This is a genomic window from Mesorhizobium sp. WSM1497, from assembly GCF_001672455.2.
Lineage (GTDB): Bacteria > Pseudomonadota > Alphaproteobacteria > Rhizobiales > Rhizobiaceae > Mesorhizobium > Mesorhizobium ciceri.
In genome coordinates, this window is sequence record NZ_CP021070.1 from 5,724,673 (window position 1) to 5,748,935 (window position 24,263).

At 62.7% G+C, this 24,263-nt stretch carries 22 protein-coding genes; 17 read left to right on the forward strand and 5 right to left on the reverse strand.

Going from position 1 to position 24,263, the window contains the following annotated elements:
- Positions 1-4: 4 nt before the first annotated feature.
- Entirely contained in the window at positions 5-1,363 is a 1,359-nt protein-coding gene (locus A9K65_RS28180; RefSeq protein WP_064995092.1) for an NAD(P)/FAD-dependent oxidoreductase, read from the reverse strand.
- Between the two features lie 318 nt (positions 1,364-1,681).
- On the opposite strand from A9K65_RS28180, the gene A9K65_RS28185 reads away from it, so the two are divergent.
- Entirely contained in the window at positions 1,682-2,398 is a 717-nt protein-coding gene (locus A9K65_RS28185) for an XRE family transcriptional regulator (RefSeq protein WP_064995091.1), read from the forward strand.
- A 52-nt stretch (positions 2,399-2,450) separates the two neighbouring features.
- Here the strand turns inward: A9K65_RS28185 and A9K65_RS28190 are convergent, their stop codons facing one another.
- From A9K65_RS28190 to A9K65_RS28205, 4 genes are all read right to left on the reverse strand, one after another.
- Entirely contained in the window at positions 2,451-3,491 is a 1,041-nt protein-coding gene (locus A9K65_RS28190; protein WP_024502597.1) for a DUF3445 domain-containing protein, read from the reverse strand.
- Between the two features lie 9 nt (positions 3,492-3,500).
- Complete coding sequence (locus A9K65_RS28195) at positions 3,501-4,466, reverse strand: PDR/VanB family oxidoreductase (RefSeq protein WP_064995090.1); 966 nt, start codon at positions 4,464-4,466, stop codon at positions 3,501-3,503.
- A complete protein-coding gene (locus A9K65_RS28200) occupies positions 4,463-5,059 on the reverse strand; it encodes a dimethylamine monooxygenase subunit DmmA family protein (protein WP_063171623.1) in 597 nt (198 codons plus the stop codon). Before A9K65_RS28200 ends, A9K65_RS28195 begins: the two co-directional genes overlap by 4 nt.
- A 142-nt stretch (positions 5,060-5,201) precedes the next feature.
- Positions 5,202-6,335, reverse strand: a complete 1,134-nt coding sequence (locus tag A9K65_RS28205; RefSeq protein WP_027163838.1) for an aminomethyltransferase family protein — start codon at positions 6,333-6,335, stop codon at positions 5,202-5,204.
- Between the two features lie 286 nt (positions 6,336-6,621).
- Here A9K65_RS28205 and A9K65_RS28210 point away from each other — a divergent pair, with 286 nt between their 5' ends.
- The 16 genes from A9K65_RS28210 (at position 6,622) to A9K65_RS28285 (ending at position 24,199) form a co-directional block, all read left to right on the forward strand.
- The gene (locus A9K65_RS28210) at positions 6,622-6,909 is read left to right on the forward strand and encodes a hypothetical protein (RefSeq protein ID WP_013532898.1); all 288 of its coding nucleotides are present in this window, start codon (positions 6,622-6,624) and stop codon (positions 6,907-6,909) included.
- A 12-nt stretch (positions 6,910-6,921) separates the two neighbouring features.
- Complete coding sequence (locus A9K65_RS28215; protein ID WP_013532899.1) at positions 6,922-7,299, forward strand: hypothetical protein; 378 nt, start codon at positions 6,922-6,924, stop codon at positions 7,297-7,299.
- A 35-nt stretch (positions 7,300-7,334) separates the two neighbouring features.
- Positions 7,335-7,496, forward strand: a complete 162-nt coding sequence (locus A9K65_RS28220) for a hypothetical protein (RefSeq protein ID WP_013532900.1) — start codon at positions 7,335-7,337, stop codon at positions 7,494-7,496.
- Between the two features lie 14 nt (positions 7,497-7,510).
- Entirely contained in the window at positions 7,511-8,914 is a 1,404-nt protein-coding gene (locus A9K65_RS28225) for an amino acid permease (RefSeq protein ID WP_024502594.1), read from the forward strand.
- A 45-nt stretch (positions 8,915-8,959) separates the two neighbouring features.
- Positions 8,960-9,649 carry a hypothetical protein gene (locus A9K65_RS28230; RefSeq protein WP_064995089.1) on the forward strand — a complete coding sequence of 230 codons (690 nt, stop codon included), beginning with the start codon at positions 8,960-8,962 and terminating at the stop codon, positions 9,647-9,649.
- Positions 9,646-9,969 (forward strand): hypothetical protein, encoded by a 324-nt coding sequence (locus A9K65_RS28235; RefSeq protein ID WP_013532903.1) that lies wholly within the window; start codon positions 9,646-9,648, stop codon positions 9,967-9,969. Before A9K65_RS28230 ends, A9K65_RS28235 begins: the two co-directional genes overlap by 4 nt.
- 104 nt (positions 9,970-10,073) lie before the next feature.
- The gene (locus A9K65_RS28240; protein WP_064995088.1) at positions 10,074-10,970 is read left to right on the forward strand and encodes a glutamine amidotransferase family protein; all 897 of its coding nucleotides are present in this window, start codon (positions 10,074-10,076) and stop codon (positions 10,968-10,970) included.
- Between the two features lie 4 nt (positions 10,971-10,974).
- Entirely contained in the window at positions 10,975-11,700 is a 726-nt protein-coding gene (locus tag A9K65_RS28245) for a GXGXG domain-containing protein (protein ID WP_064995087.1), read from the forward strand.
- Between the two features lie 6 nt (positions 11,701-11,706).
- On the forward strand, positions 11,707-13,035 hold the full coding sequence (locus A9K65_RS28250; protein WP_010914750.1) for a glutamate synthase-related protein: 1,329 nt from the start codon (positions 11,707-11,709) through the stop codon (positions 13,033-13,035).
- A 61-nt stretch (positions 13,036-13,096) separates the two neighbouring features.
- The gene (gene glnT, locus A9K65_RS28255; RefSeq protein WP_064995086.1) at positions 13,097-14,404 is read left to right on the forward strand and encodes a type III glutamate--ammonia ligase; all 1,308 of its coding nucleotides are present in this window, start codon (positions 13,097-13,099) and stop codon (positions 14,402-14,404) included.
- Positions 14,405-14,440: 36 nt separating this feature from the next.
- Positions 14,441-15,694 carry a sarcosine oxidase subunit beta family protein gene (locus A9K65_RS28260; protein ID WP_013532907.1) on the forward strand — a complete coding sequence of 418 codons (1,254 nt, stop codon included), beginning with the start codon at positions 14,441-14,443 and terminating at the stop codon, positions 15,692-15,694.
- Positions 15,695-15,710: 16 nt separating this feature from the next.
- Complete coding sequence (locus tag A9K65_RS28265; RefSeq protein WP_024502588.1) at positions 15,711-15,986, forward strand: sarcosine oxidase subunit delta family protein; 276 nt, start codon at positions 15,711-15,713, stop codon at positions 15,984-15,986.
- Positions 15,986-18,967, forward strand: coding sequence for a sarcosine oxidase subunit alpha (locus A9K65_RS28270; protein ID WP_064995085.1), 2,982 nt, complete (start codon positions 15,986-15,988; stop codon positions 18,965-18,967). Before A9K65_RS28265 ends, A9K65_RS28270 begins: the two co-directional genes overlap by 1 nt.
- Positions 18,960-19,583, forward strand: a complete 624-nt coding sequence (locus A9K65_RS28275) for a sarcosine oxidase subunit gamma (RefSeq protein WP_064995191.1) — start codon at positions 18,960-18,962, stop codon at positions 19,581-19,583. Before A9K65_RS28270 ends, A9K65_RS28275 begins: the two co-directional genes overlap by 8 nt.
- Before the next feature lie 147 nt (positions 19,584-19,730).
- Complete coding sequence (locus A9K65_RS28280; protein WP_064995084.1) at positions 19,731-22,100, forward strand: aminomethyltransferase family protein; 2,370 nt, start codon at positions 19,731-19,733, stop codon at positions 22,098-22,100.
- Between the two features lie 389 nt (positions 22,101-22,489).
- Positions 22,490-24,199, forward strand: a complete 1,710-nt coding sequence (locus A9K65_RS28285) for an APC family permease (protein WP_024502584.1) — start codon at positions 22,490-22,492, stop codon at positions 24,197-24,199.
- Positions 24,200-24,263 lie beyond the last annotated feature (64 nt).

Consider the following 24,263-nt stretch of genomic DNA (forward strand, 5'->3'; position numbering starts at 1 on the left):
CTCGTTATTCCGCCGCAACGCCCTTCACCTCGAGATAGCTCTCCATCGAATCATCGAGCGCCTGCAGCCACGGCGTATGATGCAGCGGCGCCATGGTGCCGGTCATCAGCGAGCGGTAGGCGTGGTCGCGGAAGCTCATAATGTCTTCGCCCTTGTGGTGTTCCCATTCCATGAAGGTCTGGTTGACCGCCTCGACGTCGAAACCGGGATAATCGGTCTGGTCCATCAATTCCTTGGTGTAGTCGCCCTGGAACCAGATCATCTGCTCGGCGTCTTCCAGCGTTTCCTCACGCGCGCGCCACTTCGCGCCGTGAGCGGCCATCGCCTCGGCCGAGGGCAGCTTGATGCGGCCCATGATGACGTCGCGGGCAAACCAGGCCTGCGCGTCGAACATATTGAAGGTGTAGAACTGATCCTGCATGCCGATATAGGAAAGCTGTGGGTTCTTCTCCCAGACGACGCCTTCATAGAGGTCGAGCGGCCACATGCGGTTGGCTGTCTTGAGCTTCAGATCGTCGGTCAGGAAGGGGAAGGAATGCAGGTACCCGGTGCACAGGATGATGGCGTCGACATCCTTGGTCGTGCCATCCTTGAAATGCGCGGTCTTGCCGACGACCTTCTGCAGCAGCGGCACCTCTTTCCAATTGTCCGGCCATTTGAAGCCCATTGGCTTGGAGCGGTAGCTGGAGGTGATGGATTTGGCGCCGTATTTGTAGCATTGCGAGCCGATGTCCTCGGCCGAATAGGAGCGGCCGATGATCAGGATATCCTTGCCCTTGAACTCCATCGCGTCGCGGAAATCATGGCTGTGCAGGATGCGGCCATTGAAGGTGGAGAAACCCTCGAAATAGGGCACGTTGGGTACCGAGAAATGCCCGGAGGCGACGACGACATTGTCGAACTCTTCGGAATAAGTGACGTCGTTGGTGCGGTCATGCGCGGTGACGGTGAATTTCTTCGTCTCGTCCGAAAACGTCACCATGCGCACCGGGCTGTTGAAGCGCACCCATTTGCGCAGGCCTGATTTCTCGACGCGCCCCTTGATGTAGTCCCACAGCACGGCGCGCGGCGGATAGGAGCCGATCGGCCGGCCGAAGTGCTCCTCGAAAGTATAGTCGGCGAATTCCAGGCATTCCTTTGGTCCGTTCGACCAGAGATAGCGATACATGGAACCGTGCACCGGATCGCCATGCTCGTCGAGACCGGTGCGCCAGGTGTAGTTCCACAGGCCGCCCCAGTCCGACTGCTTTTCGAAGCAGACGATCTCGGGAATGTCGGCGCCCTTGTCGGCCGCCGATTTGAAGGCCCTGAGCTGTGCCAGGCCGGATGGGCCGGCTCCGATGACGGCAACGCGACTTTTCATGGCAGGCCTCCCGATCTGGTTTCGACTTTTGCCTTGACGCAACTCCCAAGGGGAAAGCGCTATGCGCTTTTCCCGGAATTGCTCTTACGAAACAAATTTCACTCACAGGGACAGTAATTGGCCCTTTCGTGCTGTCAACAGCCCGGTGCGGAAACAACGTTCCGCCGATGTGGATTTCCCGCAAAAAACCGGACGCGGCCAAACGCCGGATCGTGCGCATGCGCTTTCAGGCGACTTGCCGTCGCAGTTGCGCTGCTGTATCGGCACCTGACATGTTCACCTAGAGTGAAATAAATCCGCAGGAGTGCCGGGGGCGACATGGCGAAGAAGGTTTCCGATTCCAAGGCTGGTCCAGCCGGTGCAAAGGCCAAGCCGCAGCCAAAGGTCTCGGCCGACGGGAAAACCATCCGCGCGCCGCTGACGCAGAACCCGCATGCCATTCGCGACACGCGCGAAAAGGTGCTGGAGGTGGCGATCGGCCGCGAGGTGCGCGCCTTCCGCAAGAAGCTCGGCATCACCGTCGCCGATCTGGCGGTCGCCACCGACATTTCGCTGGGCATGCTGTCGAAGATCGAGAATGGCATCACCTCGCCGTCACTGACCACCTTGCAGGCGCTGTCGCGGGCGCTCGGCGTCCCGGTGACAGCCTTCTTCCGCCGCTTCGAGGAAGAGCGCAGCGCCGTTTTCGTCAAGGCCGGCCAAGGCCTCGATGTCGAGCGCCGCGGCACGCGCGCCGGTCACCAGTACAATCTGCTCGGCCATATCGGCTCCAATACCAGCGGCGTCGTCGTCGAGCCCTATTTGATCACGCTGACCGAGGATTCCGACGTGTTTCCGACCTTCCAGCATGAGGGCATGGAGTTCCTCTATATGCTCGAGGGCGAGGTCGTTTACCGGCACAGCAGCAATCTCTACCCGATGAAGCCCGGCGACAGCCTGTTCTTCGACGCCGACGCGCCGCACGGGCCGGAACAGCTGACGAAACTGCCGATGCGGTATTTGTCGATTATCTGCTATCCGCAGAGCGCGGGTTGAGCGGGACTCGATCTCCCCACGAGGGGGAGATCGGCAGCTTCGCGGGCGTCGCTCAATCCGGCCCGAACCCAGGGCTCGTCGGGCTGCCGTCGTCGAGCTTCGACAGCCACTCGACCAACGTTGACCTATACCGGGTCAGGCCCTTGTAGTTGGCGAGTTCGTCGGGAAGGTCGCGGATGACGCGGTGCAGGCGCCGGGCCCATTTTGGTTGCGTCACCAGCTCATCCATCTTGATCAGATAGCAGCGGATCGGAAAGACGATGCCGTTCGAGCGCGGCAGGCGCCAAAAACTCTGCAGCTCGACGCGCAGATGCACTTTGTCGCCGACATTTTCCGGCGTCACCGTAGCCCGGTCCGGTCCCCATTTGTGATAGTTTTCGGGGCTGGTGTCGAGGCGCGGATTGATGGTCATCGTCCAGTTCAGGCGCCTTGCCGGCTTGCCTTGCTGGATGTTGGTGAGGAATTTCAGCGCCCTGACAAAAATCCCCTTCTCATGCGCCAGCGGCACCGGCGCGTGCCATTCGAAAAAGTTCATGCCGATGTCGAAATCGAGCGACCAGTCGGCTTGGGTGGTGACCATGCCGGCATCCATCCACAGATTGCCGTCGCGCTGGTCGAGGATGCAGAAGTCGCCCTGGCTCTGGCGGGTGATGTACTCCATCGGGCCGTAAGGCAGCGTCGAGGTGTCGCCGAAGGTGAAGGTGTCGTCGATGCCGAGCGGCCGGTTGATCCAGCGCCAGCGGTCGCCGTCGCGGGTCAGCGTGAAATGCTCGGGATAGCCCAGCGCCTGCTGCTCCATCAGCAGTTCCAGCAAGTCCCAACCGGCCAGCGTCATGTGCGGCAGCGACTGGCAGCGCAGCGGGTCCTCGGCCAGCACCAGCGCGCGGTCCTGCATCTCGGCGACATAGTGCTCGTCGACGTCGATCAGGTTTTCCAGCACGCTGCCCTTGGGGCCGACGACATGCGGCTCGATGTTGACCGCATACATGTAGGCGTCTTCGTGGAACGGAAACGGGAAGCGCCTGATGTGCTCAGGGCTGTTCCTGAAGGTGAAGTCGTCGCGGAACGTTTCCTTGCGAAAGGTGATGCCCATGATTTCCTCCTAGCGCTCGAGGACCAGCGACCGGCCCTCGAAGCGCGACACGCACGGCATGATCTTCTTGCCCGAACGGTGCTCTTCCTCGCTCAGCCAGTGGTCGTTGTGGATGAACTTGCCGTCGCAAGAGATGACGTTGGTTTCGCACTGGCCGCAGACGCCGCCGCGGCAGAGATAGGGCGGATCGACGCCGGCCGCTTCGATCGCTTCCAGCAGGCTCTGCTGCTCATCGACGCGGATCGTCTTGCCGCTGACGGCAAGCGTCACGTCGAAAGGCAGGCCAGGCTGGGGGGCCGCGAAATGCTCGAAATGCACGGTTTCCGATGGCCAACCGAGGCTTGCCGCGCGATCACGCACCCAGTTGATCATGCCGGCCGGGCCGCAGACATAGAGATGCGTGCCGAGCGGCTGCGTCGACAGCAGCCGGTCGAGTTCGATGCGCTCGTCAAGGTCGTCATGATAGAGCCTGACCCGTCGGTCGTAGCGCTCGCGCAGCACATCGGCGTAGGTGCCGAGCGATGCGGTGCGGCAGGTGTAGTGCAGTTCGAAATTGCCGCCTTCCGCCGCAAGCTGAGCGGTCTGCGCCATGAACGGCGTGATGCCGATGCCGCCGGCCAGCATCAGATGCTTTTTGGCGCGCAGGTCGAGCGAGAACAGATTGACGGGATAGCTGACCACCATCTCCATGCTGGGCTTGACGTTCCGGTGCATGAACAGCGAGCCGCCGCGGCCGACATCGTCGCGGCGCACCGAGATCGTGTATTCGCGCGTGTCGAGCGGCGAGCCCATCAGCGAATAGGGGTTGAGCCTGGTGCGTTCGCCGTCGCGCATCTCGACCACGACATGGGCGCCGCCGGAAAAGGTCGGCAGCAACTCGCCGTCGCGCCGGCGGAAATGGAAGCGGGTGACGAGGTCGTTGACCGGGACGACGTCGCTGACGACGACATCGAGTTTTGTTGTTCCGGCGCTCATCGGAAAACCTCCTCCATCGGAGGAATCTCGCTGCGATCCTCGGCGTTGATGCAGACGCCCTGGAACGCCGCGATGCGCCTGGAATAATGATCGCGCACCAGAAGCAGCAGGCCGCAATGCGCGCAGGTCGCCGGCTGCGTCGTCACATTCTCGGTGATGCCCTTGCAGTGGACGCATTGCATGCGCCGCGCCAGCGAACCGCGGTGCTCGGTCTGGATCGAAGTGTGGTCGATGCCGGCTTCAAGCGCCACCTGCATCGCCTGGCCGATCAGGCCCTCAGTGCCGGCGAGATAGAGGCGCAGGCCCATATGCGCATTGGTCAGTGTCTGCCTAAGCCGTGGCAGCAGGCTGGCGAAGGATGGCGACAGATGAAACTGCGCCGGTCTCAGCGCTTCGAGGGCTGCGGTGTGTTTGCCGTCAGGCCCGGGAATGAAGACGATTTCGGCGTCGTCGAAAAACCCGGGCGGCGCCCTCCCGGCCATCTCCGCTATCGCCAGCGCCCCTTCCGCATCCGCGATAAAAAGATGATGCTTGCCGGGCTGCGGAGACAAGGTTCCGTAAACAGGCCGGCTGATGATGCTTTTGGCTGCCATTTAAGTCTTCGTGCCTTCGAGCGCTTCACCGTTTCATAGAAACGGCGGACCGCTCTATCTCTTTGCTTTGACGCAATTCCGGACGGAAAACCGTTTCACACTTTTCCTGGAATTGCTCGAACCCCTCGCTGTTGATTATGCCTCAACCTTTCGCCGTGCGCTTGGTCTTCTTGGGATCGTCGAATGGCAATGGCTGGGCGGTGGCCTTGATGGCGCCGCTCCTGTTGCGGATTTCGAGCTTGGTGTCCTTGACCGCGCAGTCGACGTCGAGGCGGGCGATGCCCATCGATTTCTCGACCAGCGGCGAATACATGGCGCAGGTCACCACGCCCACCTTCTTGCCGTCGCGATAGACCGGCGCACCCTCATCGGCCGGCTCCTTGCCGTCGAGCAGAACGCCGTAGATCTTGAAGCGCTCCTTACCCTTGAGGCGATAATGCTCCTCGGCGCCGCGAAAGCCGGTCTTTCCGGGGCTGACGGTGAAGTCGAGGCCGAGTTCCCACAGCGTGTCGCCGGGTCCTTCGTTCTCGAACGGGTATTTCTGCGAATTGTCGTAGGGGTAGAACAGCAAGTAGCTTTCCACCCGCAGCATGTCGAGGGTGGTGAAGCGGCACGGAATGATGCCGGCGCTCTTGCCCTCGTCGAGGATCCTGTCCCAGATCGTGCCGGCATCCTGGCCGCGGCAGAAGATTTCGTAGCCGCGCTCGCCGGTATAGCCGGTGCGCGAGATCATGACGGGCAAGCCGAACAGTTGCGTCTGCATATGATGGAAATAGTTGAGGTCGCGAATGCCCGGCACATGCTTGGCCAGATAGTCGACGGCGGTTGGCCCCTGCAGCGAAAGATCGTGCAGATTGTCGTCGAAGCGCAGCGACACGTCGCGGCCCATAGCCGCCCGCTGCAATTCTTCATGGCCGGTGCCCGAACCATGCACGACCATCCAGGCATTGGGGCCGGTGCGGTAGAGGATGCAATCGTCGGTGAATTTTCCCGCCTCGTTCAGCATGCAGGCATAGGCCGACTTGCCGGGGTAGATCTTTTCGACGTCGCGCGTCGTCGCCAGGTCGATCAGGTGTGAAGCATGCGGCCCGGTGATGTGCACCTTCTTGAGGCCGGAGACATCCATCAGGCCAGCCTTGGTGCGGATGGCGATGTACTCCTCGTCGGCATCCTTGTCGTAGGTCCAGGCGGTTCCCATGCCGCTCCAGTCTTCGAGCTTCGAACCGAGCGCTCGGTGGCGATCCGCCAGGGTCGAAAATCTCCAGGATGCCGTCATCCGCTCGTCCTCCGTTTCGATAATGCTCTGCTGTTCCCTGCCCCCTGCGCAGTGGCGGGAGCTTTGACCGAATATTGATCGCAAACGCCAGGACGCCGCAATACCCATAAGCAATTAATTTCATTGCCAGGCAAAATCCACCGCGCAAAGCAAACAGTTAACCTCACGTAAATCGCGCTTGACAATTGCGGGATTCGGACTGAATTTATGAAAAAAATTTCACTCTCTTGAAAGAGGGCAGCGGCCGGCCAATTCGGGGCCTGGCGTTGGAAAAAGGGGAAAACCGATGTCAGACATGCAACAGCGCATCGAAGCGCTGTACCGTTCCGACGTGCGCGGATCTGCGCTCCTGATCGTCTGCCTGTGGGCGACGATCCTCTTCGTTCTCCTCATGACATGGCCCTACATCCCGCACAGCGGCATCAAGGCCGTGGTCGCGATCGCCGCCGCCGCCGTGCTGATCTTCAACACGGCCGCCATCCTGGCGATGGTCAAGCACTACAAGGAAGACAAGGAATTCATCTACGGGCTCGACATCAAGAACGCCGACGCATTCCGCAACCGCAAGTCCTGAGGGGTAGAAGAAATGTCCCGCTACACGCCGCCGGAGCAGAGCAAGGCCGGGCAGGTTTTCGACATCGCCGTCGTCGTCGTCGCCATTTTCGTGGCGCTGTGGCTGCCGCTGAAACTGGGCCTCGCCGGTGCGGCGAAATCCATCGACGCGCTCGACGCCAAGACGTGGGAAGCGCTCGGCCAGAACCCGACCATGGCCTCGATCTGGGAAAAGCTCGGCTACACGCCCGAGACCGCGCACGACATCATCCAGAACCGCTTCCATTATGTCATCGACTGGCCGACGCTGATCATAATGGCTGCGGTGCTGATAGGCTATTTCGTCTTCCTGTTTCGCGCATCCGACCGCGAATATCGCGACGTCATCAACGAAAAATTCGACGACAAGTAAGAGTTCTGAGGACGATTTAATTCGGGGACACGATCATGTGGGTGGCACTCTCTTACGCATGCTGGGGCATCTCGATCGTGCTCGCTTTGTGGATGCTCTACGACTGGTTCAAGGTCGACACGACCTTCTCCGAAGAGGTGCTGACCTCCTCGCGCGAAGGCGAACTGGAAGCCACTTCCGAAAAACACCGGATCTGAGTGAGGATTGAACAATGACGATCGCACTCGAACCGGCTGCCCCGGCTGTCCAAGGGGACAGAGTTTCACTCCTGCGCGTGCTCGGACCGGCCCATGTCTGGGCGCTCGGCGTCGGCATCGTCCTGGTCGGCGAATTCACCGGCTGGAATTTCTCGGCGGACAAGGGTGGCGCGCTGGCCGCGCTCATCGTCTGCTGGGTCGTCGGATTGCTCTACACCTCGGTCGCGATGATCGATTCCGAGGTGACATCGACCGTGGCCGCCGCTGGCGGCCAGTATGCGCAGGCAAAGCACATCGTCGGACCGCTGATGGCCTTCAACGTCGCGCTGTTCCTGGTCTTTGCCTACACGATGCTCGAAGTGTCCGACGCCATCCTGCTCGGCGACACCATCGTCGCCAAGGCCGGCGTCGAAGGGCTCACCCACAATTCCTTCATCGCCGCGACCATCGTCGTGCTGGCGTGGCTGAACTATCGCGGCGTGCTGATGACGCTCAACGTCAACTTCGTCATCACCGCGATCGCCTATATCTCGATCGTCATCCTGTTCTTTTCGGTCAGCCCGTGGACGCAAGGCGCGGTGCTGAAGCTGAACGAACTGGTCACCCCAGGCAATGCGCTTCCCTATGGCTGGATCGGCGTCATCGCCGCCTTCCAGTTCGGCATATGGTACTATCTCGGCATCGAAGGCACCACACAGGCCGCCGAGGAAGTGCGCTCCCCGGCCCGCTCGCTGCCTTACGGCACCATGGCCGGCATGATCACGCTTTTGATCGCGGCGGCCATGACCTGGTATGTCTGCGCCTCGCTGATGCCCTGGGAATATCTCGGCATCACCTACTATCCACTGTGGGACGCCGGCAAGCTGACCGGCAGCCCGCTGCTCGAGAACCTGTTGTTCGTCGCCACGCTGCTGGCGGCGCTGGCGTCGGCCAATGGCTGCATCAACGATGCGGCGCGCGCCTGGTTCTCGCTCGGCCGTGACCGCTATCTGCCGACATGGTTCTCGGCCGTGCATCCGAAATATCGCACGCCCTATCGCTCGATCCTGTTCCTGCTGCCGATCGCGCTGGCCTTCGCCTTCATCGCCGACCTCAACCAGGCGATCACCTTCTCGATCCTGTCGGGGGTGCTGCAATACACGTTCATGAGCATCAACATCATCATGTTCCGCAAGAAGTGGCCGCTGGGCTCGATCCGCCGAGGCTACACCCACCCCTTCCATCCGATCCCGGCCATGGTGCTGTTCTGCCTGTGCGTGGTGACCTTCTTCGCAATCTTCCTCGGCTTCGGCTCGCAGTTGATCGCCATGGTCGCCTTCTACTTCCTGATCTCGCTGTGGTTCCACTTCTACCGTTACAAATTCGTGCGGCGCGGCGACCAGTTCACCATGCCGTGGCCAAAGCCGCAGGGTTATTGATGGGAGTAGGCCCGTCCGGATCCCGGGCGGGCCTGGCATGAGAAAATGTCCGAGCTGACATCAGCACTGCTGGCCGGGGCCATTGTCCTGGTTGTCGTTCTCCACCTTGCCTGGCAAGCGCGTGCCAGCCGCAGCAGGGCATCGATGGCGCTCGCCGTCGAGCAGGACCGCATCCGCACAATCATCGCCGATGCTGCCAATGTTTCGGATGGCACCGCCGGCGTCATCACCTGGGAAGGATCCTGGAACAGCAAACGTGTCCAGGTGCGCACCATCGTCGATACGCTGGCGACGCGCAAACTGCCGGCGCGCTGGCTCAGTGTTTCGATCACCGAAGAGGTCGCGGTACCAGCCACCTTCGACATGATGATGCGGCCGGGCTCGCCGACGACCTTCTCCAATTTCGATCATCTCGAGCATACGCTGCCCAAGGCTCCGGGATTTCCCGCCGAGTCGGTGCTGCGCACCGACCGCAGGGCGGCGCGCTTTCCGCAAGGCCTGATCGCCAGCCATATCGAGATCTTTTCCGAAGGGCGCGCCAAGGAACTGCTGATCACGCCCAAGGGTATACGCATCGTCTGGCTTCTGGCCGAAGCCGAGCGGGCGCGCTATGGCGTTTTCCGGCAGGCCGAATTCGGCGACGCCGCACTCGATCCCGCGCTGATCGAAAGGCTGCTGATGTCGGTGTCGGCGCTTCGCGACGCGATCAACAAAAGCGAACGGCAGGCCGCATGACCAGTTCCGCCACTGCACCCACCAATCCCTATCTGGTTCTCGGCGCCGCAATCGTGCTGCCGGGAAGCGGGCACGTCATTCTGGGCGTGCCGGTGCGCGGCCTTCAATTCCTTTTCTTCATGGTGATCCTGGCATGGGTGACGGCCAAGATCGCGCCGCCCGATGCCAGCTTCGTCGGCCGTCACGCCGGCGGCTTCCTGATCTATGCTTTGTCGATCCTGGACGCCTACAAGCTCGCCCGCATCCGCACCGCCAAATGGGTTCACAACGCCCGGCAAGGCAACGATAGTGGGCAGAGCGGCATTGAGACGCATAGGTAACTAGAGGAATATTTTTTTCATACGATTGAATTTGCGGACCTCATTCGATACATCATTTCAGAGTTGCAAACGATCTCTTAGCTACAAAACGTCGGGAGGCTGACATGTGTGGAATTGTCGGACTGTTTTTGAAGGACAAGTCGCTGGAACCCCAGCTTGGCGCGATGCTGTCGCAGATGCTGATCTCGCTCAGCGATCGCGGTCCCGATAGCGCCGGCATCGCCATCTATGGCGCGCCGTCCAAGAATGAGGCCAAGATCACCATCCAGTCGGCCAAGCCCGACCGCGATTTCCGCGGCCTCGAGGCGGAGCTCGCCAAGGCCATCGGCACGCCGGTGACGATCGCGGTGAAATCCACCCATGCAGTCGTCAGGACCACCCCCGCGAAGATCGATGAAGCGCGCGAAACCATCCAGGCGCTGCGCCCCGACGTCCGCATCATGGGCGCCGGCGACGTGGTCGAGATCTACAAGGAAGTCGGCCTGCCCGAGGCTGTCGTCGATCGCTTCGATGTCCGCAAGATGACCGGCACACATGGCATCGGCCATACCCGCATGGCGACGGAATCGGCGGTGACGACGATGGGCGCGCATCCGTTCTCGACCGGCGCCGACCAGTGCCTGGTGCACAATGGCTCGCTGTCGAACCACAACAATGTCCGCCGCGAACTGATCCGCGAAGGCATGACCTTCGAAACCGAGAACGACACCGAAGTCGCTGCCGCCTATCTCTCGTCACAGATGGCGCATGGCAAGAATCTCGGCGAGGCGCTGGAAGGCACGCTCTCCGACCTCGACGGCTTCTTCACCTTCGTCGTCGGCACCAAGAACGGCTTTGGCGTGGTGCGCGATCCGATTGCCTGCAAGCCAGCCGTGATGGCCGAAACCGACCAATATGTCGCCTTCGGCTCGGAATATCGCGCGCTGACCAAACTGCCCGGCATAGACAATGCGAGGGTCTGGGAACCCGAGCCCGCAACCGTCTATTTCTGGGAGCATTGAGTTCATGCCGGCAACCACGCTTTCAAAAACCGCGGCACACGACCCTCGGGTCTTCGATCTCGACCAGTTGTCGCTGCGCGAACTCAACCAGGCGCTGCACAATCTGGCTCCCGGCTCGAACGAAACGGCATGGGAAGTGCTGAACCCGAAAGGCAGCCATTCGGTGGCCGTTGGCGTCGACCAGCCTGTTGCCATCGATGTGCGCGGCAGCGTCGGCTATTACTGCGGCGGCATGAATTCCGGCAGCACCATTACCGTGCATGGCTCGGCAGGGCCTGGAGTCGGCGAGAACATGATGTCGGGCTCGATCACCATCAAAGGCGACGCCAGCCAGTATGCCGGCGCCACCGGCAAGGGCGGCCTGCTGGTCATCGAAGGCAACGCCTCGTCGCGCTGCGGCATTTCGATGAAGGGCATCGATATCGTCGTGCATGGAAATATCGGCCATATGTCGGCCTTCATGGCGCAGTCAGGCAATCTGGTGGTGTTGGGCGATGCCGGCGATGCGCTCGGCGATTCCATCTACGAGGCGCGGATCTTCGTACGCGGCAAGGTCGACAGCCTCGGCGCCGACTGCATCGCCAAGGAAATGCGGACCGAGCATCTGGAATTGCTGCAGGGCCTGCTCGACCGCGCCGGCGTCACCGGCGTCAAGCCGTCGGAGTTCAAGCGCTACGGCTCGGCGCGTACCCTCTATAATTTCAATATCGACAACGCCGACGCGTATTGAGGCAGCATGACCTACAGGAACCCGCCGACGACGCCGCGCAAATCCGCGACCTTCGACGACTACACGCTTTCCGAGATCCGCCGTGCCGCGGCGACCGGCATCTATGACATCCGTGGCGCCGGCGCCAAGCGCAAGCTGCCGCATTTCGACGACCTACTGTTCCTCGGCGCCTCGATCTCGCGTTACCCGCTCGAAGGCTATCGCGAGCGCTGCGACACATCGGTCGTGCTCGGCTCTCGCCATGCCAAGAAGCCGATCGAGTTGAAGATTCCGATCACCATTGCCGGCATGAGCTTCGGCTCGCTGTCGGGTCCGGCCAAGGAAGCGCTCGGACGCGGCGCTACCCTGTCGGGCACCTCGACCACGACGGGCGACGGCGGCATGACCGAGGAGGAGCGCGGCCATTCCAAGCAACTGGTCTATCAATATCTGCCCTCGCGCTACGGCATGAACCTGCGCGATCTGCGCCGCGCCGATGCGATCGAGGTCGTCGTCGGCCAGGGCGCCAAGCCGGGTGGCGGCGGCATGCTGCTTGGCCAGAAGATTTCGGATCGTGTCGCCGAAATGCGCACGCTGCCGAAAGGCATCGACCAGCGCTCGGCCTCACGCCACCCCGACTGGACCGGACCCGACGATCTCGAGATCAAGATCCTCGAATTGCGCGAAATCACCGACTGGGAAAAACCGATCTACGTCAAGGTCGGCGGCGCGCGCCCCTATTATGACACGGCGCTTGCCGTGAAGGCCGGCGCCGATGTCGTTGTCGTCGACGGCATGCAGGGCGGCACCGCCGCCACCCAGGAAGTGTTCATCGAAAATGTCGGCCAGCCGACGCTTGCCTGCATCAGGCCGGCCGTGCAGGCGCTGCAGGACCTCGGCATGCACCGCAAGGTGCAGTTGATCGTCTCCGGCGGCATTCGCAACGGCGCCGATGTCGCCAAGGCGCTGGCGCTCGGCGTCGACGCGGTCTCGATCGGCACGGCGGCCCTTGTCGCGCTCGGCGACAACGATCCGCGCTGGGAGGCGGAGTACAACGAGCTTGGCACCACCGCCGGCGCTTATGACGATTGGCACGAGGGGCGCGACCCCGCCGGCATCACCACGCAGGATCCGGAACTGATGAAGCGGGTCGATCCGGTGGCTGCCGGGCGCCGGCTGGCGAACTACCTCAAGGTGATGACCCTTGAGGCTCAAACGATCGCCCGCGCGTGCGGCAAGAACAGCCTGCACAATCTCGAACCCGAGGACCTGGTCGCGCTGACGATCGAGGCAGCCGCCATGGCCGGCGTGCCGCTGGCCGGCACCAACTGGATACCGGGGAAGAACGGCTTCTGATCAACGAAGGGCCGATTCCCGCATACTCGGGAACAACAATCGATAAAAATGGGGAACTACCGTGGCAACTGATCTTGCTGAATTCGCAAGGGCGAAAAACGTCAAATATTTCATGATTTCCTACACTGACCTGTTCAGTGGCCAGCGTGCCAAGCTGGTGCCGGCGCAGGCGATATCAGACATGCAGAAGGACGGCGCCGGCTTTGCCGGTTTCGCCACCTGGCTGGACCTGACGCCGGCGCATCCCGACATGCTTGCGGTGCCGGATCCGGATTCGGTGATCCAGCTGCCGTGGAAGCCTGAGGTCGCCTGGGTGGCGGCCAACTGCATCATGGACGACAAGGAGGTCAACCAGGCGCCGCGCAACACACTGAAGCGGCTGATCGCGGAAGCCGCCAGCGACGGCATGCATGTCAAGACCGGCGTCGAGGCCGAGTTCTTCCTGATCTCGCCTGACGGCAAGACGATCTCCGACGAATACGACACGGCCTCAAAACCCTGCTACGACCAGCAAGCGGTGATGCGGCGCTACGACGTCATCGCCGAGATCTGCGACCACATGCTGGCGCTCGGCTGGGGCGCCTATCAGAACGACCATGAGGACGCCAACGGCCAGTTCGAGATGAACTGGGCCTTCGACGACGCGCTGGCGACCGCCGACAAGCACTCGTTCTTCAAATTCATGGTCAAGTCGATCGCGGAAAAGCATGGCCTGCGCGCGACCTTCATGCCGAAGCCCTTCCAGGGCCTGACCGGCAATGGCTGCCATGCGCATATCTCGGTCTGGGACAAGGCCGGCAAGACCAACGTCTTCGCCGACAATTCGATGGAGCTCGGCCTGTCGGCCAAGGGCAGGAATTTCCTCGGCGGCATCATGAAACATGCCTCCGCACTGGCCGCGATCACCAACCCGACGGTGAATTCCTACAAGCGCATCAACGCGCCGCGCACCATTTCGGGCGCGACCTGGGCACCGAACACGGTGACCTGGACCGGCAACAACCGCACCCACATGGTGCGGGTGCCCGGCCCCGGCCGCTTCGAGCTGCGGCTGCCGGATGGCGCCGCCAATCCCTATCTCCTGCAAGCGGTCATCATCGCCGCCGGCCTCGACGGCATTCGCTCGAAGGCCGATCCTGGCAAGCGCTACGACATCGACATGTACCAGCATGGCCATACGGTAAAGGGCGCGCCAAAACTGCCGCTCAACCTGCTCGACGCCTTGCGCGAGTTCGACAAGGACAAATCGCTCAAGGCGGCGCTGGGTGAGGAATTCTCGTCGGCCTACCTAAAGCTGAAGCACCAGGAATGGAATTCCTATGCTTCGCACTTCACACAATGGGAGCGCGACCACACGCTGGATATTTGACCACCAGCGCGACGCGAGCGACCTCGGAATGAACTGATGAAATATTCGATCTTCTCGCTCGCTCGTGCCGCCCTGTCCGGCCACAAGAACTGGCAGCGCACCTGGCGCGACGCCACGCCGAAGGATCGCTACGACGTGGTGATCATCGGCGGCGGTGGGCACGGGCTGGCCACCGCCTGGTTCCTCGCCAGCGAGTACGGCATCAAGAATGTCGCCGTGCTCGAAAAAGGCTGGATCGGCTCCGGCAATGCCGGCCGCAACACCACCATCATCCGCTCCAATTACGGTCTGCCCGGCAACACCGGCTTCTACGAATTGTCGATGAAGCTGTGGGAGCGGATGGAGCAGGACCTCAACTATAATGCGATGGTCAGCCAGCGCGGCGTCATCAACCTCTACCATTCCGATGCGCAGCGCGACGCCTATGCGCGGCGCGGCAACACTATGCGCATCAACGGCATCGACGCCGAACTGCTCGACCTCGCTGCCGTCAGGAAGATGATCCCGTTCCTGAACTTCGACAATGCGCGCTTTCCCGTGCAAGGCGGGCTGTTGCAGCGGCGCGGCGGCACGGCGCGGCACGATGCGGTGGTCTGGGGCTATGCGCATGCGGCGAGCGAACTCGGCGTCGACATCATCCAGAATTGCGAAGTCACCGGCTTCGTCAGAGACGCCAATGGCAAGGTGACCGGCGTCGAGACGTCGCGCGGCAAGATCGGCGCCGGAAAGGTTGGCATGGCGGTCGCCGGCTCCTCGTCGCGCGTCGCGGCAATGGCCGGCCTGCGCCTGCCGATCGAGAGCCATGTGCTGCAGGCCTTCGTCTCCGAGGCGATCAAGCCGCTCATCCCGGGCGTCATGACCTTCGGCGCCGGCCATTTCTACGTCAGCCAGTCCGACAAGGGCGGCCTCGTCTTCGGCGGCGATATAGACGGCTACAATTCCTACGCCCAGCGCGGCAACATGCCTGTGATGGAAGACGTCTGCGAGGGCGGCATGGCGCTGATGCCGATGATCGGCCGCGTGCGCCTGCTGCGCCAGTGGGGCGGCATCATGGACATGTCGATGGACGGTTCACCGATCATCGACAAGACGCCCGTCGACGGGCTCTATCTCAACGCGGGCTGGTGCTATGGCGGCTTCAAGGCGACGCCAGGGTCCGGTTTTGTCTTTGCGCACCTCCTGGCTCGCGACGAGTCGCATGAAGAAGCGGCACGGTTCCGCCTAGACCGCTTCCGAACTGGCGCCATGATCGACGAAAAGGGCCAGGGCGCCCAACCGAACCTGCATTGAAGGCGGTTTAGAAGAAATGCGCATTGCCTGTCCTTTCTGCGGTGAACGCGAACTCGGCGAGTTCACCTATCTCGGCGACGCCAAGCCGGTGCGGCCCGAGGCCGGCGCCTCGGAAGACGAGGTCTTCGACTATGTCTATCTGCGCGACAATGTCGCCGGCGCGACCAGCGAATACTGGTACCATGGCGGTGGTTGCCGGGCTTGGCTGAAGGTCACCCGCAACACGCTGACGCACGAGATTTCCTCCATCGAACCGGCGGCTGGTGCCGGCGCTGCGAAGGTTGGTGCGTGATGGCCGGCGCGCAGACACACCGGCTCGGCAATGGCGGGCTTGTCGACCGCTCGGCACCGCTGAACTTCCGTTTCGACGGCAAGGCTTTCTCCGGCTTCCAGGGCGACACGCTCGCCTCGGCGCTGATCGCCAACGGCGTCAAGCTGGTCGGCCGCTCATTCAAATACCATCGCCCGCGCGGCATCCTGACTGCGGGCTCGGAAGAACCCAACGCGCTGGTTGAGCTGCGCACCGGGGCACGGCGCGAGCCGAACACCAAGGCGACGACGGCCGAACTCTATGACGGGCTCGAGGCCGCCAGCCAGAACCGTTGGCCGTCGCTGCGCCACGACGTGATGTCGGTCAACCAGCTGTTCGCGCCGATCTTCGTCGCCGGCTTCTACTACAAGACCTTCATGTGGCCGGCGAAGTTCTGGGAAGCGATCTATGAGCCGGCGATCCGCCGCGCCGCAGGCCTTGGCCGTGCCGCCGGCATCGCCGATCCCGACCATTACGACAAGGCATGGGCGCATTGCGATGTGCTGATCGCCGGCTCCGGCCCGGCTGGCCTGGCCGCGGCATTGGCAGCCGGCCGCTCTGGCGCCCGCGTCATCCTGTGCGAAGAGGATTTTGTCCTCGGCGGCCGTCTGCTGTCGGATGGCGGAATGATCGACGGCGAACCTGCGGCCGAGTGGATTTCAAGGACGCTGGCTGAACTGGCTGGTATGCCCGACGTCCGCGTCATGACCCGCACGACGCTGTTCGGCGTCTACGATGGCGGCACCTACGGCGCCATTGAGCGGGTCAACGACCATTTGCCCTCGCCGCCCGAGCACCAGGTGCGCCAGCGCCTGTGGCGGATCGTGGCGAAGCGCTGCGTCGTCGCCGCCGGCGCCATCGAACGGCCGATCGTCTTTGCCGGCAATGATACGCCCGGCGTGATGATGGCGTCCGCGATGCGGACCTATGTCGCGCGCTACGCCGCGGCGCCGGCCAAACGCGTCGCACTGTTCACCAACAATGAGGATGGATGGCGCACGGTCGAGACCGCACTTGGTGCCGGACTGCAGATCGCAGCGGTCATCGATGCGCGGCCCGAAATTTCGCCGGCGCATCGTTCGCTGGCCTCCAAGGGCGGCTTCCCCGTGCTGCACGGAGCCGTCAGCAGCGTCGATGGCGGTAAGGACGGCGTCAGGAAAGTCGCGGTAGCGCTGACTGGCGGCGCGCGCGCGGAAGTCGAAGCCGACGGGCTTGCCGTCTCCGGCGGCTGGAATCCGGCGGTCGGGCTGACCTCCTACCATCGCGGACGGCCGAAATGGCGCGACGATATTGCTGCTTTCGTACCGGACGGCGCGCCGCCCGGTATGGTCGCAGCGGGCGCCGCCAATGGCGACTTTGACCTCGGCGCCTGCCTGAGCCAGGGATTTGCCGCTGGCGCGGCAGCGGCGCGTGACACGGGGCACAATGGTACGGCGGGCGCCGCGCCTGCCGCCGATGACGAGGCTTTTTCGCTGACGCCGCTCTGGCATGTCGCGGGCAAGGGAAAAGCCTTTGTCGATTACCAGCACGATGTCACCGCTTCCGACATCGAACTGGCGCAGCGCGAAGGTTTTGAATCGGTCGAGCACCTGAAGCGCTACACGACGCTCGGCATGGCGACCGACCAGGGCAAGACCTCGAATGTCGCCGGCCTCGCCATCATGGCTGCGGTCAGCGGCCGTTCGATCCCCGAGACCGGGACAACGATCTACCGGCCGCCTTACGTGCCCGTCGCCATCGGCGCCTTCGCCGGCCATCACCGCGACGAGACTTTCCATGCGACGCGGCTGACGCCGTCGCATCACTGGGCCGTGGAACAAGGTGCTGTCTTCGTCGACACCGGCCTGTGGAAGCGGGCGCAGTGGTACCCCCGCGCGGGCGAGAAGGACTGGCTGGAATCGGTGACGCGCGAGGTCAAGGCGGTGCGCTCAGGCGTCGGATTCTGCGATGTCTCGACGCTCGGCAAGATCGACGTGCACGGTCCGGATGCCGGCGCCTTCCTCGACCGCGTCTACATCAACACCTTCTCCAGTCTTGCAGTGGGCAAGGCGCGCTACGGTCTGATGCTGCGCGAGGATGGCATCGTCTATGACGATGGCACGACGTCGCGGCTGGCCGAAGACCACTATTTTCTCACCACCACCACGGCCAAGGCCGGTCTGGTGATGCAGCATCTCGAATTCTGCCGCCAGGTGCTGTTCCCGGAGCTCGACGTGCAGCTCACTTCCGTCTCCGACCAGTGGGCGCAGTTCTCGATCGCCGGACCGAGCGCGCGGGAGTTGCTGAAACAGATCGTTGATGAGTCCGAGGACCTTTCCAACGAAGGCTTTCCGTTCATGGGCGCGCGCGAAGTGACATTGCGCGGCGGCCTCAAGGCGCGGCTGTTCCGCATCTCGTTCTCCGGCGAAATGGCCTTCGAGATCTCGGTACCGGCACGCTTTGGCGATGCGATGGCACGCAATCTGATGCTGGCCGGCGCGCCATTCGGCGTGACGCCTTACGGCACCGAGGCGCTCGGCGTCATGCGCGTCGAAAAGGGCCACATCGCCGGACCGGAACTGAGCGGCACGACGACAGCGGCCGATCTTGGTCTGGGCAAGATGATGTCGACCAAGAAAGACTATATCGGCCGCGTCATGGCCGGACGCGAGGCGCTGGTAGCCCCGGATCGCCAGGTCGTCGTCGGCATCAAGCCGACGGACGAGACACGCCGGTTGCGCTCCGGCGCACACATCATCCCGAAGGGGCAGACGCCCGGCCCCGGCAACGACCAGGGCTATGTCACCTCGGTCTGCTTCTCGCCGACGTTGGATCAGTGGATCGGGCTCGCGCTTGTCGAACGCGGCCGCGAACGCATCGGCGAGATCGTGCACGCGCATGATCCATTGCGCGGCGAAGACTATGACGTCGAACTCTGCAATCCCGTCTTCTACGACCCGGATGGAGGGCGCCAGCGTGGTTGAGTTTTCCTGGGTTTCTCGCAGCCCACTCGAGCATGCGCTTGTCGCCGGTACAGATGGCGCACGCGGTATCGAGGCCGGCATCTCGCTGACCGAGATCCGCAATTTTGATCTGATCCAGGTGATGGCGCGGCGCGGCCAGGCGGCCGAGCTGGGACAAGCCGCCAAGGCTCGGTTTGGTGTTGCTGTCCCTGATGCGCCCAAGGCGGTGCGGACTTCGGACGCAACGCTGATCTGGTCGGGACCGGACCAGTTCTTCGTGCTGTCGAAGGGCGGCAAGCACACGATGCAGACGCTGGAGCCCGCATTGTCCGGCTCGCTGTCGGACCAGTCGCATGCGCGGGTTCTGGTCAGCATCTCCGGCGCCAAGGCGCGGACAATGCTGGCGAAACTGTCGTCGATCGATTTGCATCCCGATGCGTTTCCGGTTGGCGCCGCCGCCGCGACGTCGATGGATCACACCAGCGTCACGCTCTGGCGCGGCGGTGATCGGACGGATGGGCAGGCGGTGTTCAACGTTCTGATGTTTGCGACGTTTGCCGAGAGCCTTTGGCATACGATGCTGGATTCGGGCGCGGAGTACGGCGTCGACATCAACCATACAGAGAGACCGGCTTAGCCTTGGCTCGTCTTCCCTTCTCCCACACAAGGGGAGAAGGGAAAGCGCGCGCCACCTCCGCCTTGCCAAACCCAACCGCACTGCTATTCTTGCTGCTAAAATAATTTCACACACAGGCAAACTTGTTTCTCGAACCGCAAGGCTGAGATGAGCCAGTCGCCCTACCCCGCAATTGCTGCCGGACCGCCCAAGCCTAGCCTCATCCTGAGGCCCGGCCAGATCGCGCTGCCGCCGGGCGTGGAGCGTTATACGATCCAGGGCAACGGCGCGGTGCTGATCGACATCGAGGCCGGCGACACAATCACCGTGCGCAATGTCGAAGGCGGCCAGGCCTGCGAACTTCTGGCCTGGGACAGGACCGGCGCGACCGATCCCGGGATTTTTGGTGAGGCATCGAACAGCAACGCTGCCGGCATCAAAGCGCTGCTCATAGAGGGCGACGATAGTCTCGCATCCCTGCGGAGCGGGCTCGCCCGCCGGCAGGTGCAGCTTGACCACGCCAAGGCCGTGCGGGTGTTCGGCGTCACGACACCGGCCGGCACCGAGCAGGCTTTCACCGTCGCACGCGATGGTGCGGTGCTGATTGCCGCCCCCGGCGGGCCGATGCTGGTCGATGGTCATGACACGGCGACACCGCTGACCGTCTTCGTTCGCCGCGCCACGATCCGCCCGGCGGCGAAATCGGTATTGGCTGATCCGCTTGCCGACCCGGTGCTCGATTTGCGCGTCCATTCGGCGACCGCGGAGGCCTATTTCGTTAGGGCTGGCGACTATCTGCAGATCATCGATGTCGACGGGCGCCAATGCACCGATTTCCAGTGCTTTTCGGCGCGCAAGCTGGACAGGGGACAGGATCATCCGCTCGACGTGACGACGACGCGCACGCTCATGGGTGCGAGCTACCCGATGCCCGGCCTGCATTCCAAATACTATGACCAGGACATGGAGCCGCTGGTCGAGGTGGTGCAGGACACATGCGGCCGGCACGACGCCTTCGCGCTCGCCTGCGCCGCCAAATATTACGACGACATCGGCTATCCCGGACACACCAACTGTTCGGAGAATTTCAACGGCGCTCTGGCCGGCAAGGGCGTCAATCCCCGCGCGGGCTGGATGGCGATCAACTTCTTCTTCAACACGGCGATCGACGCGCATGGCGTCATGGTGTCCGACGAGCCGTGGTCGCGGGCGGGCGACTATGTGCTGCTCAGGGCGCTCACCGACATCGTTTGCGTTTCCTCCGCCTGCCCCGACGACACGACGCCGGCCAATGGCTGGAACCCGACCGACATCCATGTGCGGACCTATTCCGGCCAGCACAAATTCTCGCGAGCGATCGCCAGACGCATGACGCCCGATTCGGAACCGAAAATGACCCGCGAGACCGCTTTTCATTCGAGCTTTGCCAAGCACACCCGCAACTTTCAGGAGTACAAGGGCTATTGGCTCGCCAATTCCTTCGCCAAAGACGGGCCGATCGCCGAATACTGGGCCTGCCGGCAAGACGCGGTGATCATGGACCTGTCGCCGCTGCGCAAGTTCGAGGTCACCGGCCCGGATTCCGAAGCGCTGCTGCAATACACGCTGACCCGCGACGTCAAGAAGCTTGGCGTTGGCCAGGTGGTCTATTCGGCCATGTGCTACGCGCATGGCGGCATGATTGATGACGGCACCCTGCTGCGGCTGGGCAAGGACAATTTCCGCTGGGTCGGCGGCGACGATCTGTCTGGCGAGTGGCTGCGCGAGACGGCGACAAAACTCGGCCTCAATGTCCTTGTGCGTTCCTCCACCGACCAGATGCACAATGTCGCCGTGCAGGGACCGAAGAGCCGCGACATCCTCAGGGAGGTGATCTGGACCTCGCCGCTGCAGCCGTCGATCGACGAACTCGAATGGTTCCGCTTCGCCGTCGCCCGCATTGGTGGCGGCAACGGCATTCCGGTCGTCGTCTCGCGCACCGGCTATACCGGCGAGCTCGGCTACGAGATCTGGTGCCATCCGCGCGACGCCGAAAAAGTCTTCGACGCCATCTGGGAAGCCGGCCAGCCTCACGGGCTGAAGCCGATGGGACTGCAGGCGCTGGACATGGTGCGCATCGAGGCCGGGTTGATCTTCGCCGGATACGAATTTTCCGACCAGACCGATCCGTTCGAGGCCGGCATCGGCTTCACCGTGCCGCTGAAGAGCAAGACCGACGATTTCGTCGGCCGCGAGGCGCTGATCCGCCGCAAGGAGCACCCGCAGACGAAGCTGGTCGGTCTCGACATCGACGCCAATGTCGACGTCGGCCATGGCGATTGCGTGCATGTCGGCCGTGCCCAGATCGGCGTGGTCACGTCAGGCATGCGCTCGCCGGTGCTGAACAAGACCATCGCGCTGGCCAGGCTCGATGTCACCCATTCGGCTGTCGGTACCGAGGTCGAGATCGGCAAGCTCGACGGCCATGCCAAGCGGCTGCCGGCGCGAGTCGTCGCCTTCGCCCACTACGATCCGCAAAAGACCAAACCGCGTTCCTGACGGCCCTTCCCTCCCAAGACAGTGAGGCCGTGCTGCAGTTCGTGATAGGAATTTTTTCTTGACCTGCTGAGGGCAGCTATGCTACATATTCGTCCATGGTGCTGATTTGCGCCGCGACCCGCCTCCGGCGGGTTTTTCGCTTCCTGACCTTGGTCCTTTTCCGAACAATCCCACCGCGGCAGTGTGAAGCCGACATGTTTCGCAAGCGTGATGTGCACGGCGCGACAAATCGCTTGACCTGAAAGCGCGCCGGATCAATCTTCACTGTTAAGAAAAAAATGCGACTGAGTGGAAACACCGACAGCCGCCCAAAGCATGCGTCGATGATGAAGCCTCGCGAAGTCGCGGCCGTCACGAACGGGGAACATCAAAATGGGGAACAAAGACATATGAGCACGATAACGACTGTCCTGGAGCCGCTTGCCGAAGGCAAGTTGCACCGAAATATCGACTGGCGCGGCGCCTTCTGGGTGGCGAGCGGCGTGCCGGCCCTGGTCCTGTTCTCGATCGGCGGCATTGCCGGCACGACCGGCACGCTGGCCTTCGCGATCTGGATCTTCTCCATGATCATGGGCTTCCTGCAATCCTTCACCTATGCCGAAATCGCCGGCCTGTTTCCGAACAAGTCGGGCGGCGCGTCGATCTACGGCGCCACCGCCTGGCTGCGCTATTCCAAGTTCATCGCGCCGCTGTCTGTCTGGTGCAACTGGTTCGCCTGGTCGCCGGTGCTGTCGCTCGGCTGCTCGATCGCCGCCGCCTACATCCTCAACGCGCTGGCGCCAGTGCCGCTGTTCACCGAAACCTCACCCGATGTCGTCGCCTATATCGCCGCGCATGCCGGGACGAGTGCCGCCGACGCCATCACAGCGGTGACCGCGGCGGCGACGCCGGCAATCCGCAACTGGACGCTTTACAGCCACACGCTGGGACCGGTCTCGTTCACCTTCAACGCGACCTTCTTCATCGGCGCAGTGCTGATGCTGATCATCTTTGCGATCCAGCATCGCGGCATTCTCGGCACCGCCAATGTGCAGAAATATATCGGCCTCTTGGTCATCGTCCCGATGCTGATCGTCGGCGTGGTGCCGATCGTCACCGGCCAGATCAACTGGGCGAATTTTTCGCCGCTGGTGCCGCTGGCCGCAGCCTACGCGCCCGAGCCCGGTGCCTGGAACATCGCCGGCTGGACGCTGGTGCTTGGTGGTATGTTCATCGCCGCCTGGTCGACCTACGGCTTCGAGACCGCCGTCTGCTACACATCCGAGTTCAAGAACCCCGGCACCGACACGTTCAAGGCGATTTTCTATTCCGGCCTTCTGTGCATGCTGCTGTTCATCCTGGTGCCGTTCACCTTCCAGGGCGTGCTTGGCCTCAACGGTATGCTGGCGACGCCGATCGTCGACGGCTCCGGGGTCGCCGACGCGCTGGCCGGCATGGTCGGCGGCGGCGCGCTAGTCCACAGCCTGTTGGTGATGCTGATGATCCTGGCGCTGGTGCTGTGCATCATGACGGCCATGGCCGGCTCTTCGCGTACGCTCTACCAAGGCTCGGTCGACGGCTGGCTGCCGCGCTATCTCAGCCATGTCAACGAACATGGTGCGCCGACACGGGCAATGTGGACCGATCTCGTCTTCAACCTGATCGTGCTGGCCATCGCCTCGGCCGACGCGACGAGCTTCTTCTTCATCCTCGCCGTGTCGAATTGCGGTTACATCATCTTCAACTTCCTCAACCTCAACGCCGGCTGGATCCACCGCATCGACAACGGCCATATCGCACGGCCCTGGAAGGCGCCGAGCTGGCTGCTCGGGATCGGGGCGATCTTCGCCTATGTCAACGCGATCTTCATGGGCGCCGGTGCCAAGGTATGGAACCCGATGGCGCTGTGGGCCGGCCTGATCACGGCAGCGCTGATCATCCCGGTGTTCTGCTTCCGACACTACATTCAGGACAAGGGCAAGTTCCCCGACCACATGCTGGCCGATCTCGGCATGACGGGGGCCGACCTCTCGGTCAAAAAGGCGGGCATGCTGCCCTATCTGACGCTGGTCGCCGGCGTGGTGGTGATGCTGCTCGCCAACTGGTTCTTCGTCATCTGACCTCATAAAAATAAAAAGGATCGGGCGCGCTTCGGCGCGCCCGATCCTTTTCGACTGGCGCGAT

Excerpts from the sequence above, each read along its gene's own strand:
- A9K65_RS28190 (WP_024502597.1), bottom strand. The coding sequence starts at position 3,491 with ATGGGCATCACCTTTCGCAAGGAAACGTTCCGCGACGACTTCACCTTC.
- A9K65_RS28185 (WP_064995091.1), top strand. The coding sequence starts at position 1,682 with ATGGCGAAGAAGGTTTCCGATTCCAAGGCTGGTCCAGCCGGTGCAAAG.
- A9K65_RS28235 (WP_013532903.1), top strand. The coding sequence starts at position 9,646 with ATGACCAGTTCCGCCACTGCACCCACCAATCCCTATCTGGTTCTCGGC.
- A9K65_RS28270 (WP_064995085.1), top strand. The coding sequence starts at position 15,986 with ATGGCCGGCGCGCAGACACACCGGCTCGGCAATGGCGGGCTTGTCGAC.
- A9K65_RS28280 (WP_064995084.1), top strand. The coding sequence starts at position 19,731 with ATGAGCCAGTCGCCCTACCCCGCAATTGCTGCCGGACCGCCCAAGCCT.
- A9K65_RS28265 (WP_024502588.1), top strand. The coding sequence starts at position 15,711 with ATGCGCATTGCCTGTCCTTTCTGCGGTGAACGCGAACTCGGCGAGTTC.
- A9K65_RS28230 (WP_064995089.1), top strand. The coding sequence starts at position 8,960 with ATGTCCGAGCTGACATCAGCACTGCTGGCCGGGGCCATTGTCCTGGTT.
- A9K65_RS28205 (WP_027163838.1), bottom strand. The coding sequence starts at position 6,335 with ATGACGGCATCCTGGAGATTTTCGACCCTGGCGGATCGCCACCGAGCG.
- A9K65_RS28180 (WP_064995092.1), bottom strand. The coding sequence starts at position 1,363 with ATGAAAAGTCGCGTTGCCGTCATCGGAGCCGGCCCATCCGGCCTGGCA.
- A9K65_RS28225 (WP_024502594.1), top strand. The coding sequence starts at position 7,511 with ATGACGATCGCACTCGAACCGGCTGCCCCGGCTGTCCAAGGGGACAGA.
- A9K65_RS28200 (WP_063171623.1), bottom strand. The coding sequence starts at position 5,059 with ATGGCAGCCAAAAGCATCATCAGCCGGCCTGTTTACGGAACCTTGTCT.
- A9K65_RS28215 (WP_013532899.1), top strand. The coding sequence starts at position 6,922 with ATGTCCCGCTACACGCCGCCGGAGCAGAGCAAGGCCGGGCAGGTTTTC.
- A9K65_RS28220 (WP_013532900.1), top strand. The coding sequence starts at position 7,335 with ATGTGGGTGGCACTCTCTTACGCATGCTGGGGCATCTCGATCGTGCTC.
- A9K65_RS28250 (WP_010914750.1), top strand. The coding sequence starts at position 11,707 with ATGACCTACAGGAACCCGCCGACGACGCCGCGCAAATCCGCGACCTTC.
- A9K65_RS28195 (WP_064995090.1), bottom strand. The coding sequence starts at position 4,466 with ATGAGCGCCGGAACAACAAAACTCGATGTCGTCGTCAGCGACGTCGTC.
- A9K65_RS28260 (WP_013532907.1), top strand. The coding sequence starts at position 14,441 with ATGAAATATTCGATCTTCTCGCTCGCTCGTGCCGCCCTGTCCGGCCAC.
- A9K65_RS28285 (WP_024502584.1), top strand. The coding sequence starts at position 22,490 with ATGAGCACGATAACGACTGTCCTGGAGCCGCTTGCCGAAGGCAAGTTG.
- A9K65_RS28210 (WP_013532898.1), top strand. The coding sequence starts at position 6,622 with ATGTCAGACATGCAACAGCGCATCGAAGCGCTGTACCGTTCCGACGTG.
- A9K65_RS28240 (WP_064995088.1), top strand. The coding sequence starts at position 10,074 with ATGTGTGGAATTGTCGGACTGTTTTTGAAGGACAAGTCGCTGGAACCC.
- A9K65_RS28245 (WP_064995087.1), top strand. The coding sequence starts at position 10,975 with ATGCCGGCAACCACGCTTTCAAAAACCGCGGCACACGACCCTCGGGTC.